The sequence below is a fragment of the Brevibacillus sp. HB1.3 genome, from assembly GCF_013186635.1.
Lineage (GTDB): Bacteria > Bacillota > Bacilli > Brevibacillales > Brevibacillaceae > Brevibacillus > Brevibacillus brevis_D.
The window spans coordinates 82,869-102,121 of sequence record NZ_JABMIT010000005.1; the positions used below are offsets into that span (position 1 = coordinate 82,869).

General features: G+C 49.6%; 15 protein-coding genes. 7 read left to right on the forward strand and 8 right to left on the reverse strand.

Annotated elements, in window-relative coordinates; all coding sequences use genetic code 11:
* Positions 1-10: 10 nt before the first annotated feature.
* Both HPY31_RS13265 and adhP read right to left on the reverse strand, forming a co-directional pair.
* Positions 11-418: a hypothetical protein gene (locus tag HPY31_RS13265; RefSeq protein WP_172141103.1), complete on the reverse strand. Its 408-nt coding sequence runs from the start codon at positions 416-418 to the stop codon at positions 11-13.
* Between the two features lie 329 nt (positions 419-747).
* Positions 748-1,761, reverse strand: a complete 1,014-nt coding sequence (gene adhP / locus HPY31_RS13270) for an alcohol dehydrogenase AdhP (protein ID WP_069848475.1) — start codon at positions 1,759-1,761, stop codon at positions 748-750.
* A 260-nt stretch (positions 1,762-2,021) separates the two neighbouring features.
* Here adhP and HPY31_RS13275 point away from each other — a divergent pair, with 260 nt between their 5' ends.
* The 4 genes from HPY31_RS13275 to HPY31_RS13290 are packed head-to-tail and all read left to right on the forward strand — an operon-like array spanning position 2,022 to position 7,170.
* Positions 2,022-3,170 carry an iron-containing alcohol dehydrogenase gene (locus tag HPY31_RS13275; protein ID WP_172141104.1) on the forward strand — a complete coding sequence of 383 codons (1,149 nt, stop codon included), beginning with the start codon at positions 2,022-2,024 and terminating at the stop codon, positions 3,168-3,170.
* Positions 3,171-3,180: 10 nt separating this feature from the next.
* On the forward strand, positions 3,181-4,494 hold the full coding sequence (locus HPY31_RS13280; protein ID WP_172141105.1) for a sensor histidine kinase: 1,314 nt from the start codon (positions 3,181-3,183) through the stop codon (positions 4,492-4,494).
* Complete coding sequence (locus tag HPY31_RS13285) at positions 4,463-5,899, forward strand: sigma-54-dependent transcriptional regulator (RefSeq protein WP_172141106.1); 1,437 nt, start codon at positions 4,463-4,465, stop codon at positions 5,897-5,899. Before HPY31_RS13280 ends, HPY31_RS13285 begins: the two co-directional genes overlap by 32 nt.
* A 35-nt stretch (positions 5,900-5,934) precedes the next feature.
* The gene (locus tag HPY31_RS13290; RefSeq protein WP_172141107.1) at positions 5,935-7,170 is read left to right on the forward strand and encodes a benzoate/H(+) symporter BenE family transporter; all 1,236 of its coding nucleotides are present in this window, start codon (positions 5,935-5,937) and stop codon (positions 7,168-7,170) included.
* A 119-nt stretch (positions 7,171-7,289) separates the two neighbouring features.
* Here HPY31_RS13290 and HPY31_RS13295 read toward each other — a convergent pair whose 3' ends face one another.
* Positions 7,290-8,165 (reverse strand): SDR family oxidoreductase, encoded by an 876-nt coding sequence (locus HPY31_RS13295; RefSeq protein ID WP_172141108.1) that lies wholly within the window; start codon positions 8,163-8,165, stop codon positions 7,290-7,292.
* A 119-nt stretch (positions 8,166-8,284) separates the two neighbouring features.
* Here HPY31_RS13295 and HPY31_RS13300 point away from each other — a divergent pair, with 119 nt between their 5' ends.
* A complete protein-coding gene (locus HPY31_RS13300) occupies positions 8,285-9,241 on the forward strand; it encodes a helix-turn-helix transcriptional regulator (RefSeq protein WP_172141109.1) in 957 nt (318 codons plus the stop codon).
* Here HPY31_RS13300 and HPY31_RS13305 read toward each other — a convergent pair.
* The 3 genes from HPY31_RS13305 to HPY31_RS13315 all read right to left on the reverse strand — a co-directional run bounded on the left by HPY31_RS13305 (position 9,210) and on the right by HPY31_RS13315 (position 12,313).
* Positions 9,210-10,403, reverse strand: coding sequence for an MFS transporter (locus HPY31_RS13305; protein WP_172141110.1), 1,194 nt, complete (start codon positions 10,401-10,403; stop codon positions 9,210-9,212). The genes HPY31_RS13300 and HPY31_RS13305 overlap by 32 nt on opposite strands.
* A gap of 165 nt (positions 10,404-10,568) precedes the next feature.
* Positions 10,569-11,345, reverse strand: coding sequence for a helix-turn-helix domain-containing protein (locus HPY31_RS13310; protein WP_172141111.1), 777 nt, complete (start codon positions 11,343-11,345; stop codon positions 10,569-10,571).
* Between the two features lie 107 nt (positions 11,346-11,452).
* A complete protein-coding gene (locus HPY31_RS13315; protein WP_015892898.1) occupies positions 11,453-12,313 on the reverse strand; it encodes a LysR family transcriptional regulator in 861 nt (286 codons plus the stop codon).
* Positions 12,314-12,484: 171 nt separating this feature from the next.
* Here HPY31_RS13315 and HPY31_RS13320 point away from each other — a divergent pair, with 171 nt between their 5' ends.
* Both HPY31_RS13320 and HPY31_RS13325 read left to right on the forward strand, forming a co-directional pair.
* Entirely contained in the window at positions 12,485-13,456 is a 972-nt protein-coding gene (locus tag HPY31_RS13320; protein WP_172141112.1) for a DMT family transporter, read from the forward strand.
* Between the two features lie 206 nt (positions 13,457-13,662).
* Complete coding sequence (locus tag HPY31_RS13325) at positions 13,663-15,726, forward strand: methyl-accepting chemotaxis protein (protein ID WP_172141113.1); 2,064 nt, start codon at positions 13,663-13,665, stop codon at positions 15,724-15,726.
* A gap of 53 nt (positions 15,727-15,779) precedes the next feature.
* Here HPY31_RS13325 and HPY31_RS13330 read toward each other — a convergent pair whose 3' ends face one another.
* Together HPY31_RS13330 and HPY31_RS13335 are read right to left on the reverse strand one after the other, a co-directional pair.
* Positions 15,780-16,670, reverse strand: a complete 891-nt coding sequence (locus HPY31_RS13330) for a GNAT family N-acetyltransferase (protein ID WP_172141114.1) — start codon at positions 16,668-16,670, stop codon at positions 15,780-15,782.
* Between the two features lie 32 nt (positions 16,671-16,702).
* On the reverse strand, positions 16,703-19,171 hold the full coding sequence (locus HPY31_RS13335; protein WP_172141115.1) for a toxin Cry1Ac domain D-VI-related protein: 2,469 nt from the start codon (positions 19,169-19,171) through the stop codon (positions 16,703-16,705).
* Positions 19,172-19,253: the final 82 nt, after the last annotated feature.

The window sequence follows — 19,253 nt, forward strand, 5'->3', positions numbered from 1 at the left end:
ATTTTTCCTCCTATTTCTTCTTTTTCCAACTAGCTGCACTAGTCTCAGATAAGTAAGAGCTATCAAGAGTATAAACTTTGTGAACCGTTTTTACCTCTGCTTCCGTTGTACCCGGTCTAGTATAGTATGATGTCTGAGTCCAAGCGTCTCTACCAGTGTCACTTTCCGTTTCAGATGTGACATAGGTGCCGTTTTTATAAAACTTAGAGGAAGTCGTGACTTTTTCTAAATCTGGACCAGTTCCTTTCGTGTAACCACTAAGAAGAACATTCCCGGGATCTGCTTTTGAGTCTTTGGCATACGAATAAAAGTCTTCAAAGTCCCAAACATAATCCGGTCTAGCGAGAATAGTGCCTCCACCAACAACTAGCCCGAGGATAGTTGTAATAGAAAAAATAATTTTACTCATTTTACTCAAGTTACAAACACCTCCAAATAATGTAAAAATATAATTTCATAATATTCTTTATTTGTCAAATTTTATCAAAAGGGGTCGGTTTGCATAAGTACTATGTACTTTCTAAAATTCAGGTTTATTAAATTTTGAAGATAAATTCTTTTACCCAGTACTGAAGATTCGTAGCCAAAGATTAACTACCATGCCCCATCAGCACGGGAAATAGGGCATCGTAGTCACCTATATTTGAATCTGGTCGGTCAGATGAATAATGATCTACAAATAAAAAGCAGTCGCCAGGACAATGCTTGAGAAAGCATAGCCCGACAACAGCTTCACCTATCCCTCAACTACTCCATCGTCAAAACAACCCGACCATTGATTTGACCTTTTTCCAAACGCTCCAATACATCGTTGATCTGATCCAGCGGTTGCGTCTCGATGATCGCGCGAACCTTGCCGCGTGCTGCAAAATCGAGTGCTTCTTGCATGTCCTTGCGCGTCCCCACGATGGAGCCTTTCACTGTCACTCCATTCAGCACCGTGTCAAAAATCGGAATCGGCAGCTCGGCATTCGGCAAGCCAACAACGACGAGAGAACCACCACGTCGAACGGATTTGTAGGCTTGTTCAAACGCCTTCTTGGTAACGGCCACGCTGATCGCACCGTGGACACCGCCCACCTGCTCTTGAATGGCTTGTACCGGATCTACCTCACTGCCGTTTACTGTCACATCTGCCCCTAGTTCTTTTGCCAAGTCCAGCTTCTCCTTGTGAATATCGACAGCTACGACGTTGTAGCCCATCGCCTTGGCATATTGGAGAGCCACATGCCCCAAGCCACCGATGCCGTAGATCGCCACCCATTCACCCGGCTTCACGTTTGCTACCTTCAATGCTTTATACGTCGTTACCCCAGCGCACAGGATCGGTGCTGCCTCCACATCGCCCAGCTCGTCAGGAATCCGGGCGACATAAGCAGCAGGCGCTACGCAATATTCGGCATAGGCACCGTCTGCGGAATAGCCCCCGTTTAACTGCTGCATGCACAGTGTCTCCCACCCTGTCAGGCAGTAGTCGCATTCGCCGCAAGCGGAGAAGAGCCACGGAATTCCTACTCGGTCACCGATTTTCAGCGAGGTTACGCCTTCCCCCAGCTTTTCGACAACACCTACGCCCTCATGCCCAGGAATCAAAGGCAGCTTTGGCTTCACAGGCCAATCCCCGTGTGCCGCATGCAGGTCCGTATGGCAGACACCACATGTTTTGATTTTTACCAGAACCTCACCGTGTCCGACCTCTGGAATGGCAACTTCCTTTACTTCCAGCTTTTGATGGAACTCGTTGACTACTGCTGCTTTCATCTTGACCTTCCTCCTCTTTTTTCCCCTTCAGGCATGTGCGCAAAGGGCAGGTATTCTTCCCGCCTCCTACTACTTGCAAGCAGTATGCCAAAATGAAAGCGCTTCAAAAATAAGACCATTACGCGGATTCTTTTCTTTCAAGCAGCCGATATTACGGCACATTAGCCGAAAAAACGGCCCACTTGCCAACCTTTTGGCCGAAAAAGGGTATTCCTCCTTGCCTGCGGTATTACTACGTAGTGGAAAAAGGGGGCGAACACATGCAAATATCCAAGTTCATGACGCCGGAAATCATTTTCGGGAACCAGTCTCTCGGCCAGGTAGGGGAAAGCTTGCGCCGATTGGGAGCTTCTCGCGTCTTTCTTGTCAGTGATCCTGGAGTCGCAAACGCGGGCTGGATCGAGCGGATTATCTCTTACTTGCAGCACCAAAAGCTCGACTACCATCTATGGACCAACGTGACAGCCAATCCGAAAGATTACGAGATTCATGCCGGGATTGCCGAATATCGGGCCAAGGAGTGCAATGCCATTCTCGGTGTTGGCGGAGGCAGTGCTATTGATGCAGCCAAGGCCATCGCGCTGTTGGCTACCAACGAGGGCAGCATCGTCCAATACGAAGGCGTCGACAATATCCAGCATCCTCTTCCTCCCATGGTGATGGTACCGACGACAGCGGGCTCCGGTTCGGAGGTTTCGCAATTTTCTATTATTGTGGACAGTGCCCGCAAGGTGAAAATGGCGATCATCTCCAAATCGCTCATACCCGATATCGCTATCATCGACCCGCAAACCTTGATGACCAAGGACAAGCTGCTCACTGCCAATACAGGCATAGATGTGCTGACACATGCCATTGAATCGTATATTTCGCTTGCGGCAACACCGCTGACCGAAGTGCATTCCCTGCAAGCCATGCGGCTCATCGCCAAGCATTTGCGCCCATCTGTCGCCAGTCAATACAATACAGAGGCCAAGCAAGCGATGGCCATGGCGAGTCTTCAAGCCGGAATCGCTTTTTCCAACGCCATACTCGGTGCTGTCCATGCCATGTCCCATCAGCTCGGGGGATTCCTCGACGCTCCACATGGCGAGGTGAATGCCATCCTGCTTCCTCATGTGCTCGAGTACAACTACATCGCGGCACCGGAAAAATACAGGCAAATCGCAGAGTGCCTCGGTGAAAACACAGCGGGCTTAAGCACACATGCCGCCTCTCGTCTCACACTCAAAGCGGTCAAGGAGCTGGTAAGTGATCTGGAGGTGCCCCAATCGTTGTCGGCCATCGGGCTGCATCCGGAGCAAATCGACCTGCTCAGTTCTCTCGCTGTGCTGGACGTGTGCATGACGACCAATCCCCGTGACATGACCGTCCACGATGTCGCGACGCTGTTTCGCCAAGCCTTGTAGGAGGTTCGCCATGCATACCAAACAAGAGATTCTAGAAAAATTGACCGGGATTCAATCCTCGCGAAAAAGCTATTACAGCGAGCTCGTCTATCTGATCGAGGAGATGAAAAAGAAAAACAAGCAGCTGGCCGTCATTAACCAGCTGACACAAATCCAGATCAACGCCACCTGGCAACAAACAACCAGTTATATCGCCGCCCAGCTCTCGCAAATTCTCGTGTTCGAGCATTTTGCCCTGACCATCGTGAAGGGAGGCATGCTCTCCTCTTATCTCGCCAAGTGGAATGATGCGGATTGGCAATGCCATACGCTGACACAGACCGTTTCTGTGGAAGCCCCTGTCCTCACTGGACAGGTTCATCTTACTCTTGCCGAAGTGCTGCCTGAGCATCACGCCACCTCTGTTCCACTGCGCAGCCAGTTGAATCAGACCTTTGGATTTCTGACGCTCTTACGCCAATCAAAGCAGCTAGTCGATCGGGACGAAGCCGAATTGATCCAGCTCGTCGCCAGCCATGTCGGTGTCGTCGTAGAAAACAGCCTGCTTTTTCAAGACGTGAATGAAAAAATCAAAATCGAAGCCCAACTGATTCAATCTGCCAAAATGGCTGCGATTGGCGAGATGGCTGCTGGCATTGCCCATGAGTTGAACAGTCCGCTCACGGCCATCCTCGGAAACTCTCAATTGCTCATGCGCGAGAGGACAGATGCCCCAGAGGCTCCCCTGATGAAAGACATCTATCAATGCGGGGTACGCTGCAAAAAGATCATTCAAAACCTGCTCACCTTCTCACGGCAGGAAGAGTACTTGTTTTCCACTACCTCTATTGACGAGGTCGTAGAGGACGTACTGGGGCTGATTGGCTACCAGCTGTCTGTTTCCGGCTTGACCATAACCCGGGAAATGTATGAGCCTCCTCTGCTGTTTCATGGAAGTCGTCATCAGATCGAGCAAATTGTCATCAATCTCCTGTTAAATGCACGGGACGCTGTGGCAGGCAGGGAAGCTCCACAGATCGTCATCCGTTCCTTCCTCGTACAAGAGGAGAATAGCTCTTACGTAGGCTTATCCGTGTACGATAACGGTACAGGCATTTGTGAAGAGCAGCTTTCGCAGATTTTTCAGCCCTTTTTCTCGACGAAGGAACGGACAAAAGGGACTGGTCTCGGGCTTTCCGTCAGTCTTGGAATTGCAGAAGCGCACGGCGGGAAGCTATTTGCCGAAAGCGTGGAGGGAGAGTACAGCAAGTTTACGATGCTTTTGCCACTGTTAGCTGACGAGGAGGACAACGATGGAGAAAAAGCGGATTTTGATCGTGGATGATGAAACAGAAGTGACTACCTTCTTCACCTATTTTCTCAAGAAAAAAGACTGCGATATCGTCGTCGCCAATTCTGGCAAGGACGTGGAACGGCTACTTCACTCGGATTCTACCGGCTTTCACGCTGCACTCGTGGACCTGAAGCTGCCAGATGCCGACGGGTTGACGCTGCTCAAACAGATCAAGGCCGTATTCCCCGCCTGTGAAGTCTTGATTATGACGGGCTTTAGTACGATTAAATCGGCTGTGACAGCGATGCAATGGGGTGCTCGCGATTACTTGGAAAAGCCTTTCGACGATCTGGACAGTCTGGAGCAGGTCATCGACACGGTGCTCTCCCCTTCCAGCAAACACAGCGATCACCTATCCCAAGAAGCCGCCCAATATGGTATCGTGTATTCATCTGACAGTCCGATGGCTAATGTGACCGCAATTGCCAAAAAATTAGCAAAAAAGGCAATCCACGTCCTTATTGAGGGCGAAACGGGTACAGGCAAGGAGCTGATGGCCCGTTTTCTCCACGGAGCAAGCAATCGCGCCCAGCAGCCTTTTGTCGCTTTTAACTGCGGGGCCGTGCCGGAATCCTTGCTGGAAAGTGAGCTGTTCGGCTATGAAAAGGGCGCTTTTACCGGAGCGCTCAAATCACGCAAAGGCTTGTTCGAGCTGGCACATAACGGAACGCTGTTTCTCGATGAGATCGGGGAGGCTCCCCCTTCTATCCAAGTGAAGCTCTTGCGTACGCTGGAGACGGGAGAATTCATGAGGGTCGGTGGTGAGCAGATCGGTCAGAGCAATATTCGCTTTATTTCTGCTACGAATCGTGATTTGGAGCATGAAGTCGAAATGAATCGCTTCCGCAGTGACCTGTTGTATCGTCTGGAAGGGATCAAGCTGTCGATTCCACCTCTTCGCGAACGGATTCAGGATATCCCCACAATCGCGCGCTACTACTTGCAAAAGCGCAGTGGAGAGCCATGTGAAATCGATCAGGATGCCATTGAGCTCTTGCAGCGCTACGATTGGCCAGGCAATGTCCGCCAACTGATCAACGTACTGAATCAAACCATCGCGTTGCACGAATGCGAACGACTGCGTGCCGAGCATTTGCCAGCGAATTTGCGGAGCCGTACAGTACAGGTGCATCCACCCACTGTCCCCAAACGGATCGAGCAGGTCATCGATCACGAATGTGAGCGCTTTGTCGATACGATCAGTCGACTTGTCACCTCTGTAGACGGGATCGACTTCGATTATTTGATCAAGCGGATTAAACAGCTCGAAGGCGAGATCGGGCGAACGATAATCGCAAAAGGCTTGACCGAAACAAATGGAAACAGGCAGCTTTTAAGCAAAAAATTAAACATCACCAAACGGACGATTCGCTACATTTTGAACGAAAAAGCATAACGTCTGCATTGGCGCATCTAGGAGGCATTCACGTCGTGGTTCCCGAAAAACCTTTCTCGACCCTGAAAAAAATCCCTGCTGACTTCTCTCTATCTGCCGTTATTGTAGGACTCATCGCCACGATGGTCTCCTATGCAGGACCATTGCTGATCGTCTTTCAAGCTGCCAAAGGTGCAGGACTCAGCGATGCTGTCCTCGCCTCTTGGATTTGGGCCATCTCGATTGGCAGCGGCTTGACGTGCATTGTGCTCAGCATCTGGTTCCGTACCCCGGTCATCACGGCTTGGTCGACGCCGGGGGCAGTCCTTTTGGTCACCAGCTTGACGGTTTACTCCTTTCCCGACGCGATTGGCGCGTATATTTTTTCAGCCGTGGTCATTACACTAGTCGGTGCTTCCGGTTTGTTTTCCGTCTTGATGAAATACGTCCCGCAATCGATTACGACCGCCATGCTCGCGGGGATTCTTCTGTCTTTTGGCGTAGAAGTCTTTGTTTCCATGCAGCACCTGCCTGCCTTGGCTCTGCCAATGATCTTTTGCTATTTGTTCGCCAAACGCTGGTCACCACGGTATGCTGTCGTGCTTACGCTTTTCGTCGGCTTGGGTGTCGCCTTTCTATTGGGGCGTTTGCAAATGGACAATGTCCAGATGTCCCTTGTCCAGCCTGTCTTTACGATGCCGACGTTTTCTCTCGATGCGATCATCGGCTTGGGGATTCCATTGTGCGTCGTCGCGCTTGCCTCGCAGAACGCTCCAGGAATTAGCGTTTTAAAAGCAGACGGGTACGATACACCTGCTGGACCTCTCGTAACGACAACTGGCATCGTGTCGCTCTTGCTCGCTCCTTTTGGTTCACCTGGTATCAATCTCGCAGCGATTACAGCGGCGATTTGCACGGGAAAAGAAGCTCATCCGGATCATACCAAGCGCTACATTGCCGGAATTGCCTGCGGGGGCTTTTACTTACTCTTCGGGATGTTTGGCGCTACGATGGCCTCGGTGTTCGCTGCTTTGCCCAAAGAATTGATTGCTGTCATTGCTGGTTTGGCTCTGTTTGCCTCGCTCAGTTCCAGCCTCGCACAGGCGATGAGCGAAGCGAAGGAACGGGAATGCGCCTTGGTTACGTTTCTCGTCACGATTTCCGGCATCTCCATTGGCGGAATCGGCGCTGCTTTCTGGGGCTTGATTGCGGGGGTGATCACCCATCTGATTTTGAATGGCAATGTGAAAAGCTGGTTTGGGAAAAAGAAGAATACGCAGCCGTTGGCATAATCACCCAAGACGCCATGGGGGGTTGTGTCAGACGAGATTCCCTCTATTACGGAAGAGGATGTACTAGAAAACGGCTCCTCGAATGCATCTGAGGAGCCGTCTTCTATGTTCCCTGAAAACTAGCGGTAAAACCCTTGTTCCTCTGCGTAATTTCCCCAATGCGGGCGGCTACCATCTCGATCCGTAAAAGGATACTCGTCCGACAGGCCCCATGTACTGAGTGTTTTCCCTGTTTTTTCTGCGACTGCCGGGTCCGAAGCCAGCGCAACCACCGCTCTACCGATGTACGTAGGTGTTTCCGACATGAGGAAGTGCTTGTCTTGCTTTGCTGCCTCTCTCCACGTCTCTTCTGTCACGCCAAATTGATCGAGCATCGCTTCTGAGCGCAGGAAGCCCGGTGTTAAAGCCAACGCGGTAACCCCGTACGGCCGCAGGTCCTCTGCCATCGACACCGCTAGATGAATCGTCGAGATTTTTGCCAAGCTGTAGTACAGATTGTCGCGGTACCGATAGTCGATTCCGTCCGTGATCTCGATAATCAGCCCTTTTTTCTGTGCGACCATGAGTGGAACCGCATAGTGACTGGTAATCATATGCGTACGAATGGCGCGTTCTTGCATCAATAGACCGTCTGCCAATGGCTGCTCCCAGAACGGCGTCCCCCAGTGAGTCAACGGATCTCCACCCCAGATGTCATTGACCAAAAGATCGAGTTGTCCACTTTGCTCCACCTTTACTCGCTCAAAGAATGCTTTTACCTCTTGTTCCTGCGTATGATCGACTCGCACAGCGATCCCGTTTCCCCCGCTTGCCGTCACGAGCTCTGCTGTCTCTTCAATTGTCTCCTGTCGTGCCATATCAGAGTGCTGACCACGCACCGTGCGTCCCGTCACATATACCGTCGCCCCTGCCTCTCCCAGACTGACCGCAATCCCCCGTCCTGCTCCTCTTGTGCCGCCTGCTACCACCGCAACTTTGCCTTGTAATGGCTTCATTCGTCATACCTCCTTGTCGATTCATACATGAAGCATAGCGAAATAAATATGACAACCGCTGTCATATTCGTTACGATACAATCAAAGTAATGTTGTTTTTATTTCTAGGAGGGCTTTTTATGCGGGCAGATCGACTCCTTGCGATTTTGTTACTCTTGCAAAACCACGGTCGTATGACTTCCAAGCAATTAGCAGAAAGGCTGGAGGTATCCGAGCGAACCGTTCATCGTGATATGGAGGCTTTGAGTTCGTCAGGCGTTCCCGTTTATGCGCTGCGCGGTGCAGATGGGGGCTGGGCTTTGGCTGAAGGGTATCGCAGTAATTTGACCGGAATGAAAATAGATGAGCTGCAATCACTGCTCGTAGCGTCCCCTGCTGCCCTGTTGAATGACCTCGGGCTGCATGAAAACTATGAAGCGGCTTTTCTCAAGCTGCTGTCCGCGCTGCCAAAAACGGTTCAGCAGGATGCCATCCACGTACGTCAGCTTCTACATATCGATGGGGCTGGCTGGCATGAATCGACGGAGACGTTTTCTTTCTTATCAGTGGTTCAAGATGCCGTATGGCTCTCCCGCAAGCTGTTCATTCGTTACATGCGCGAGGATGTGGCAGTAGAACGCATTGTCTGCCCACTCGGACTCGTCGCCAAGCGAAGCATTTGGTATTTGGTCGCAAAAGTGGACGAGGACATGCGGACGTACCGGATTTCACGACTATTGGATGCACAACTTCTGGATGATAGCTTCCTCCGTCCAAGCGATTTCGACCTCGCTTCTTATTGGGAACAATCCACTTTAGACTTCAAGTCCAGCCTCCCACGTTATCCTGCGCGGTTGCTCGTCAAAAAAGAGACATTGCCTGCCGTAAAACAGGAGCGTTATATAAAAATAGCTTCCACCCAAGCCGCAACAGACGACTGGATGGAAGCAGAGGTTGAATTTCATACACTTGCATCAGCATGCTCACTAGTGCTCAGCTTCGGACCGCACATTCAAGTGCTGGAGCCAGAAGAACTGAAACGTGAGGTCATGGAGCAGGTGCGTGCTATACTTGGCCTGTACGAGGTCCCGAATTAGCGAGGACTTTTGTTTCTCGTCCGTACATGAGCAGGACGATGGCTCCCACGATCAGCACCGCGGTAAACATACTAAAAATGAACGTGTAGCTGTAATGATGTGACGAGTAGTAACCGACGAGATATGGCGCGATAATACTGCCGATTCTTCCGACACCTGATGCCATACCGGAACCGGTAGCGCGCAGCGGTGTCGGATAATTTTCCGGCGTGTACGCGTACAAAGCACCCCAAGCACCCAGATTGAAGAAAGACAAGAAGGCTCCCGTCACCAACAGCTCCATGGTGCCACTGCTTTGTCCAAAAGCGAACGCCATCACACCAGTCATAAACAAGAAGGTCGCCAGCGTCCATTTCCGTCCCCATTTTTCCACCAAATAGGCTGCCGCGAAATAACCTGGCAGTTGGGCCAACGTCATGATCAGTACATACTGGAAGCTTTTGATCATTGTAAAGCCTTTGTCGACCAATACAGATGGCATCCATAAAAACATGCCGTAATACGAGAACGCAATCGCAAACCAGACGACCCATAGCGTAATCGTCTCAGTGCGATGAGACGTCAACAGCTTTCCAACCGGAATCTTTTCGGCCTGCTTTTGAAACTGCGGAGATTCAGGAATAGTCCTCCGAGCGAACCAGGCGTATACAATGGGCAACGCCCCGATCATGACAGCCACGCGCCAGCCATAGTCCGGAATGATGAAATATGATATGACGGCTGCCGCGATCCAACCGACCGCCCAAAAGCTCTCCAGCAGTACAACCGTACTTCCTCGCCTCTCCGGTGGCGCAAACTCGTTTACCAGCGTCGAAGCTACTGGCAGCTCAGCACCCAAACCGAGTCCCATCAGGAAGCGGAACAGCAGCATGGTCGCAAAGCCAGTTGCGAAAGCGCTCGCAAAACTCGCCAAGCCAAACAAGATCAAGGTCAGTAAAAACACTGGCTTGCGGCCAATTCGGTCAGCCAAATAGCCACCTGCAATCGCTCCAATCGCCATGCCGACGAGATTGCCCGTCCCTAATAGCCCGGCTTCTTCCCCCGTCAAACCCCATTCCTGTCGTAATGCCACCATAATAAAAGATAAAAGTGCAACATCCATGGCATCGAACATCCAGCCAAAACCGGCTGCCCAAAAAACTTTTTTGTAAGGCTTTGACATTCTCTTTCCCTGCTTTCCTTTCTTTTGCGCATGTGATATTCACGCCTAGTTATCATTTCACTTTTTCGTCCAATATCCTGCACGCGAAAAGAAGTTCGACTATTGTGATAGTAGGCGCAATCCCGTAAGACCGCCAATTTAAAAACAAGGGATTCTTGTTCTTATTTAAGGAAGCTGCTGAATGAATCTGTTCATAAGCAAAGAAAGAGAAATCAAGATGGGAGGGTCGTCCGGATGAGGTACATGAAGAGTAACCTGCTGATGAGGGACGATCGTAGTTGGTGTGACAATGATTGGTTTCTTGGAACGTGTACGCAAGGTCTCATAAGGTAAGAGAAAATCCATCGCCTGCATGCCCCAGGCAACAGACGTCGCCATCAAGTAATACGTGCCCGGCTTGACATTGGTAAAACAAAAATCGCCTAGCGAGGGCAGCAATGTTCCGTACAAAGGAAGACCTTCTGGAATCGGCTTGGCAAACAATCCAATCAAAATGACGCCTTGAAAAGGCTCTGTGGACTCGATTGTCCCTGCAATGGTCATTGGTCGTTCGGGGGCCGGATGTAACCGACTCCACTCTGTCAACTGCTGCAAGGAACGAAGTCGGTCTTCCGCTAGCTGAGCCGTTTCTCGAAATTCGCTAGGCGATACCCCGACACGCTCCGTAAAACGGGTAGAGAACGTACCGAGACTCTGCTGACCAATTTCCAGACCAATGTCCCGAACACTCATGTTTGTGCGTAGCAGTAAATCCTTTGCTCTTTGGAGTCGCATAGTCGATACGTAATAAAGAGGTGGGAGACCGATTCTTTCTTTAAAAATTCGCGCAAAATGATACTGACTATACGCAACATGATTCGCCAATCGGGAAAGTGGCAAAGGCTCGTCTAAATGCCGATGTATATAAGCAATCACTTCGTCAATTTCGGTATACCTGTCCATCAATCGAGCTGCTCCCTCCCTCTTTTGCACAGCGAAATACAGAACGTTTGTTCTGAAATGAAATTTACCATATTTTTCTGAACAATGGAAGGAGTAAATTGCAGCAGCTACGCTTTCGCTTTTTGCAAACGGATTTCGTCCAGAAACGCTTGCATCGTGTTCGTTACAAATGAATCTTTTCTACGAATAAAAACCGTTGTCACCTCATGATAAGGCTCCGGGATGCGATGAATATGAACCGTTCCGCTCTCCACCAAGTGGTGTACGGCCGACTTCGGCAAAATGGTAATCCCGATCCCCGCTGCTACGCCCCCGATAATGGTCTCAAACGTTCCGAATTCCATCACCTTTTTCGGAATCAAGCCCTCCACCTTCATCCAGGTCTCTAACCGTTCTCGATACCCGCAGCCTTTTTTGTAGAGCAAAAGAGCTTTCCCTGTGATATCACTGGCAGTGAAGGAACTGTTTTTCGTTACCAACACCAGCTCCTCTTGAAACACTTGCTCCTGCTCGATCAAAGGATGGTTGATTGGTCCACTTACGAACGCTCCATCCAGCGCGAGATCCAATACTTTTTGTAGCAAATGCTCTGTCACGCCCGCCTTAAGTGAAAGATCCACATGCGGATACTGGCTGCAATAAGAGGATAGCAACCTCGGAAGGGCATTGATCGTCTCGACCATCCCAACCTCCAGCACCCCGGACGGCTCGGAAGCCCGATGAAAGTACTTTTGCATTTCTTCGAATTTGGCGATGATCTCTCGTGAATATTCGAGCAGGCGCTTCCCTTCCGTATTTAAGGTCATGCCTCGCTTGTTGCGATAAAACAAAGGTGTCCCCAGCTCTTTTTCCAGCAGCTTGATCCGTGCCGTCACATTCGACTGAACGTAGCTCAGCTCGGCTGCGGTCTTGCTCACGCTACCCAATGTGGCGACCATCTGGAATATTTTCAAATCATTGATCTCCACGTTTCTCTCCCTCTTTTCATCCATCACTAAAAATGATACATAAAGTTATTATCAATCATTATACTAACATATTTCCATCCAGTATGATGTGGTAAGTCAGCATCTAAGCAACTAAGAGAAAGTTCAAAAAGACGACTTTTTGAACACATAGGAAAAGGGAGAAATCGCATAATGAACAAGCAACTACTTTTGGGGTCTATTTTCTGCATGGTCGCCAGTATGTCATGGGGGGCGATGTTTCCGGTTGCGCACATCGCACTGCAAGAGATCGATCCATTTTACTTCTCATTTCTTCGCTATTTTTTCGTAACGGTCATTTTGTGCGGTTTGCTCTGGGCAAAAGAAGGCTTATCTGCTTTTCGTTTGGAGGGGCGCGGGAAGTCTCTGCTGTTTTTTGGAACAATGGCGTTTACCGTCTACAATATGGGAGTATTTCTCGGGCAGGATTTGATGGGAGAGCCAGGCACGATTGCCGCGTCCATTATGGAAGTGCTCATGCCGATGATCTCGATTGTACTTTTGTCCATTACCACTAGAAAACTGCCGCCGTCCTATACGTTGGCGACGATTCTCGTTGCCTTGGTCGGCGCTGTCCTTGTGATTACCAATGGCAATCTTGCCTTCTTTACTACTGCAAGTGAGCATTTGATCCCATTGTTCTTCATTTTCATCGGTGTCGTGGGTTGGGTTGTCTACTCGATCGGCGGCGGACGTTTTAACACGTGGTCTACGCTTCGCTACTCCACGTTGACGTGTCTCTTGGGAACAGGAGTGAATTTCGTGATTGTCACGACTTCCTCCCTCTTTCAATGGCTTCCGGTTCCTACTGTCGAAACGGTGATGTCCATCAAATATGAAATGGCGTTCATGGTTCTTTTACCCGGCTTTGTCGCTCTTTTGAGCTGGAATGCAGGCATTAAGCTGCTCTCTCCGCTCAACGGCATTTTGTTTATCAACCTGGTTCCGATCACGACCTTTGCCATGATGGCGTTTCAAGGATACGAGATCAGCCGTTACGAATTGTGCGGCACCTTGCTCGTGATCCTGGCCCTGATCGGGAACAACCACTTCCAAAGAAAGCAGCTCCAATACCGTTCCGTCACCAAGCAACAACCGAGTGGAAGAAAAGTTCCGTCCATGTAAGAAAGAACTACAAAGGTGAAGATTAACTACTGTCTTGCGTCCCACAAAATTTATGGATAGAAATCCAGCTAACCCTGGATCTCTATCCATTTTTTAATTGTTTGGAGAATTGGTTAAATTCGCCATGTTTCGACATAAACGAATTCAGGGTATCCATTAACTATCTAATATATTAACGCAGAGATGCAGACAATGGAGGAATTTTTATGGCATGGCGTAACACTATCTCATTCAAAATGATTTTATCGCTGACATGCGTCATCCTCATTACCTTTTCTTTGTTGGGCTACTGGATTTATTCAGAAACACGCGCGTTAATTGTGAGCAATGTTGAAAAAAGTCTCCAGAAGAACAGCGAAAGTATTGTCGCAGATGTAGATGCTCTGTTAGAGGAGAAAGCGGTTCTGGTACGGCAAATGGCGACCAATCAACAGTTTCTCAAGCTGCTTGGTTCCGACCTAGACAGGGATACCGTTCAGACGGATACGCGTTATCAAGATGTGATGGCTTCTCTTGATGCGATAGCTGGCACAGACCCGCTGCTGTCGTTGGTATGGATTGCCCATGAACGAGGGAACTTTTTGTTGGGGAACGGGAAGACACTTTCCAAACCGGATTGGGATATCCAAACACGCCCATGGCATGAAAAGGCTGGAGCAAAGGACGATGTATGGTTTTCCGATCCTTATGTGGATGCGATGACTGGCAAGCTGGTTATCAGTGCCATTCTGCCTGTTAAAGACGGAGGAAAAGTCCTTGGATTTGTTGCAATTGACCTCCTGCTGGACAAGCTGCCGGAAATCATGAACGTCTATAAGCTGGGAGAGTCGGGACACAACTTCCTGCTGTCCACAGACAGTACGGTCCTGTATCATCCGCAGACTGAATTGGTGATGAAAGCCAAGTTTACAGAGCAGGAAGGGGATCGTGCCCGTATCGCCACCAAAATGATTAAGGGCGAAAGCGGGATTGAGGAAGCCGACATCGATGGTGTAAAAAAATATGTTGCCTACTCTCCCATCCCTATAACCGGGTGGTCCGTTGGGGCAACCATTACCGTAAAAGAAGCGCTGGCAGAACTAGAGCAATACAACACGATCCTACTGGTGGGGATGGTTTTATCAGGCAGCGGACTTGTGCTTGTGGTCTATATCTTGACTCGCCGTCTTCTCAAGCGTTTGTTAGGCTTGACTACAGTCCTTCAGATATTGTCCACGGGCGATTTGACTGTAAAATGGCGTGATTCTTCCCGGGACGAGCTGGGGGTTGCTGCGGATAGTCTGAATACGATGATCGATTCGTTCCGCACTACGATTCAGCAGGCGCATGACACAGTTGCGATTCTTGCAGGCTCTTCACAGCAATTGACGGCAGTCTCGACAGAAGCCGCACAGATGGGCAACCGAATCGATGCGGCGATGAGCAGTATCATGCGAGGGACAGAATCTCAGCATGAAGGGGCGCAGCAGACGGCGCTCGCGATGAACGAAATGGCGGAAGGGGTCCAACGAGTAGCTACATCTGCAACTGAGGTCTCCGCCTTAACCCAGGACTCACAGGTAATCGCAGAACAAGGGAATCTTTTGTTGCAGCAGGTTGTCACCCATATGCACGGTATTCGCAAAACAGTAGGTCAGTCCTCAGAAGACATGGACAAGCTGGAACAAATGACCAAACAAATCGGAACCATTGTGGCAGTCATCAATGAGATAGCCATGCAAACACAATTGCTTTCATTAAACGCCTCGATTGAGGCGGCTCGCGCGGGCGAACACGGTAGAGGTTTCTCTGTCGTGGCGAGCGAGGTGAAAAAGTTGGCGGAACAAACAACGAACTCCCTTGGGGATATCACCAGCATGATACATGATATTCAGTCCATGACCGACAAAGCTGCTGCAACCCTTTTATCAGGCGTAGAAGAAGTGGAGCATGGCGTGCATCTGATCGAGCAAGCAGGAGAAATGGTTGAGGGCGTCTACCGAAATATCGTTGAGATTACTGGACAGACCGAAGAGGTTTCTGCATCTACGGAAGAAATCTCGGCGGGAACGGAGGAAGTGGCTGCTTCCATGAACGAGATCGTCGCGATCAGTCGCTCCGCTTCCGAACATACGCGGGAGGTAAAACAATCAGTAACATCACAGCTGACAGCGATGAAAGAGATTGCGCAAGCAGCTGAGTCTCTCAGTAATACCGCTGAGCAGCTTCAAGAAAGTCTGTTCCACTTTTCGGTAGAAAATGAGGGCAAGGACCAGAATTCGCAAGAATAATACGAGGTAAAATAGGAAAAGCTTCCTACAAATACAGGAAGCTTTCCATCCATTTAGCACAGGTGATCTGCATATTGCCGTGCCAGCACCTTCGTCGTTTCAATCCAGAGCTTGCGGTGCAAAATCGTCGGCCCCAATCTTCTTTCCATAAACCGCAGCATGGGCTCGTTGTCATGCTCGATAAAGCAAATGCCAAAAGGAAACGCTGGCTGCGCCTGTGCAATGGTTTTCATCAAAAGCGTAATTCCTCTTGCCTGCTTCTGATACTTTTCCTGGACAAACATCGTTTTGTATAAAAGCAGATTCCCAGCCATTCGCTGTACGATCACCCAGCCAATGACTTTCCCCTGATAGCGCAAGCCTGTACTGTAATCGGGATCGAATTTTCCTTCTTCAAAAAATGGCGACAAAAGCGACGTGTACCATTGCCCTTCACCTTGCTCAATTTCCAGACGCTCTGCTGGGGTCAGGTCTTTCCATGGAAAGAGGGTAAAACCTTCAGGGAGAGACAGCCTCTCTACCCACTGGCACTCCCCCAGCCGCATCGAGCCGAGTGTGTACATATAGGTTTTTACCTTTGGCAACTGCCAGCCTTCCCTGAGCGCGATTTTGGAGAGCCATGGAAAATCCTGTGCTTTGATGAAACCAGCAAACTGTCCGTCGCTGATACCTTGCTCTCTCATTTTTTGCTCGGCGTGCCACAACAGCTTCATGCCCATTCCCCGCCGTTGATGCCCCTCTGCTACCACAAGCTCGATGATCTTGGCCTGTCCCTCGCTTACAGCAGATCGCCCCAAAACGATGCCCGCAGGCTGATTGTTGTTAGAAGCCCCGAATCCCCAAACAGATGAACTGTTGATCTGGTCCAGCCACTCCAGGTGCTTGGGGTGCACCAACGATTTATACGCCCGTGCAGTGCTAGCAGTCAGTTCTTCTAGTTGCAATGTTCGTACCTCCTCGATGGACTTTGGCTTACTTATTGCTTGGGTTTTACAGATGCTGTTGCTGTACCTTGTATGAGGTTCCCGGCCTTATCCCTTATGAAGCCTGGCTCAAAGGAAACCTTGCTCTGTTCTGTGATGAGAGACCCGAACATGTTGTAGAACGTATCCTGAAACGTTACGCGAATGGTGTTTCCTGATACCTGGAATCTGGCATACCCCGTCACTTCTCTCTTGTCGTCAAAATTCCCGGAAGGTGAGAATAACAACCGCAAATTGGGATTTGGGTCATTACGTAGTGGCTCTGACGCCGACAATGTATAGGTTGTTCCCTCTTCGGTAACGTCTGGGGACAATTGTGGGTTTGTAGCATCAAACCCGACACCGATCTCCTCTGTATCCAGCAAATCTTGGCCGCGATAAAGCTTGAACACTGCATAAGAGTTGTCATCTTCTGTAACCGCTGGTCTGGCCTTAAACGTCACTCCATATTCTCCATGGGTCATTTCCAGTAAAGACTCGTCGACCTCGACGGTGATGTACTCCTTTTCATTGATGACAAAACGATCCAACTGCTTATCATAGTTGTACGAGAGAGGCTGGTTTTTTACAGATACCTCAAGATATTCGCTCAATGCCCTTTTGTCCATTGCCGGCTCCCATTTGTCGCCAATCGTAACTTGACGGTTCTGGGTCGGAGCAATTGGCAGCTCGATCTTTGCATCCGGCCAACGATCTACGCGTGGATTGTTGAACAACATTTGTGCTTTTTCTACATAGGACATCCAGTGTGTTTTTTCTGGACCGTCACGTAGAAGCACGACCTTGGAATAGGCTGCATCGATCATTTCCTGCGTGACCTTGGGCCTTAGTTCGATCATATCATTCGTTGTAAAAAGTCCCTCAACTGCTCGCTTCACTTCCTCCGGGAGATTATTCCCTAGTTCCAATAGCTCCTGTGCTTTTTGGATGTCTGCCAACAGCAATACCTTTGCCTCCGAACCATCCTTTAACCTATCTACCTTTTCCTTCGCTGCATGAATCGTGCTTTGTGTCACTTCCGGTTTTAATGCTGCCCCATTTGAATCGGTGAACAGGTCACGCACGGCTTTTTTGGCTTCAACGAGCAGCAAGTCGTCATACTGGTCCTGTGCCTTCTCGATATCGGCAAGCAGACCAGGCTTTTCCTGCACGCTATTTTCCAGACCTTCGACCAGCTTCTTGGCATCATCGATCTGTTTCTGGGTCGTTCCTTCCCGCAGCTCCTCTTTCTTCCCATCCGTAAACAGCTCTTCAACAGCTCTCTTCGCCTTTAGCAGAGCCGGGATCGGTGGAGGATCGATTGGAGACGGAATCACGATGACGGGGTCTCTGAAACGGATGGAAAAACTGTCACTTGTGACATCTTTCTGTGCCCGCTTGATGTTTCGCTTGTCGATCGTGAAGCTGACCTCTTTTACCGTGTCCGCGACGCTATGCTTTTTGGCCTGTCCCGTAAATAAAATGCTGAGCTCGTCGTCGCTCTCTTGGTTGACCTCAATAGCCAGCCCCTCAGGCAGATTATGTACTTCGATATCATCAGCTGATAGTTCACCAACGAACTTGCCATTTGATAGCTTGAGTGTTTGTTTGGCTGAGATGCTGCCATCATTTGCCCCTGCTTCTTCTATCACTGTCTCGCTGACAGAAAGCGCTGGCAAATCTGGCAGCTCAGCTCCATCTACGGCTATCTCAAAGACGGCTTCTGCATCGTCCATTTTTGCTGTAATTTCAACAAGTCCTTCGTTCTTGGCTGTTACCTTGCCCTCGATGTTGACGAACGCAATTCGTTTATTGCTAGAGCTCCAGAGTAACTCCCGTCCCGTAACGATACGGTTATTTTCATCGAATGCAACGGCGATCAGCGGCAACGATTTATCCGTAGTATCCTTGGTAGATAGCTGGGCATCCTCTGCGACCGCTACCAGCTCCATCCGCTCTGCTTTTGTCCCTCTTTCGGCAATCACGAATGGTTCAAATTCCTCTTCTTCACCGTCATACTGCAAGCGCAGGGAAACCGTCTGTTCTTTTTTCGCGGCACGAATCGGTGAGAAACTGAGCAATACAAGCTGCTCTTTCTCTAGCCAAATAAAGTTTTTGATTTTGATCCGTGTAGGATTTCGATCATCTATAGCGGCTGTCAAACGGAAATTCTTTGCAGCAGGTGCCTTGTCTGGAGCATTCTCCAATCGATAGGCAATAAATCCATTCGTCGCTGTTTGCCCCTCTGACTCTAGCAAGGACTCCCATGACTGGTTCTTTTCTACTTCTACTTCCTCTGATGCCTCTCGTACTTCCCCATCCGTTTGCTCCTCTGCTACGGAAGCGCTGGCTGTCCCAATTGTCTGGATCTCTTTAATCGGATAGGAAACGGCTGCATAGGCATTGCCGACAAAAGAAAGCAAAAAACCCGTGGATACAACAGCTGTTAGGATTGTTTTGGCTTTTGGCTGCTGTTTGCCCATATGTAAATACCCCCTCTTTTTCTTTTGTATGACAAAATCATGCAAACTAATGCTATCAGAGGAGAAACTGAAAAAAACCTAA

Coding starts and splice junctions, on each gene's coding strand:
- adhP (WP_069848475.1), bottom strand. CDS start 1,761: ATGAAAGCAGCAGTAGTCAACGAGTTCCATCAAAAGCTGGAAGTAAAG.
- HPY31_RS13275 (WP_172141104.1), top strand. CDS start 2,022: ATGCAAATATCCAAGTTCATGACGCCGGAAATCATTTTCGGGAACCAG.
- HPY31_RS13280 (WP_172141105.1), top strand. CDS start 3,181: ATGCATACCAAACAAGAGATTCTAGAAAAATTGACCGGGATTCAATCC.
- HPY31_RS13285 (WP_172141106.1), top strand. CDS start 4,463: ATGGAGAAAAAGCGGATTTTGATCGTGGATGATGAAACAGAAGTGACT.
- HPY31_RS13295 (WP_172141108.1), bottom strand. CDS start 8,165: ATGAAGCCATTACAAGGCAAAGTTGCGGTGGTAGCAGGCGGCACAAGA.
- HPY31_RS13300 (WP_172141109.1), top strand. CDS start 8,285: ATGCGGGCAGATCGACTCCTTGCGATTTTGTTACTCTTGCAAAACCAC.
- HPY31_RS13305 (WP_172141110.1), bottom strand. CDS start 10,403: ATGTCAAAGCCTTACAAAAAAGTTTTTTGGGCAGCCGGTTTTGGCTGG.
- HPY31_RS13310 (WP_172141111.1), bottom strand. CDS start 11,345: ATGGACAGGTATACCGAAATTGACGAAGTGATTGCTTATATACATCGG.
- HPY31_RS13320 (WP_172141112.1), top strand. CDS start 12,485: ATGAACAAGCAACTACTTTTGGGGTCTATTTTCTGCATGGTCGCCAGT.
- HPY31_RS13325 (WP_172141113.1), top strand. CDS start 13,663: ATGGCATGGCGTAACACTATCTCATTCAAAATGATTTTATCGCTGACA.
- HPY31_RS13335 (WP_172141115.1), bottom strand. CDS start 19,171: ATGGGCAAACAGCAGCCAAAAGCCAAAACAATCCTAACAGCTGTTGTA.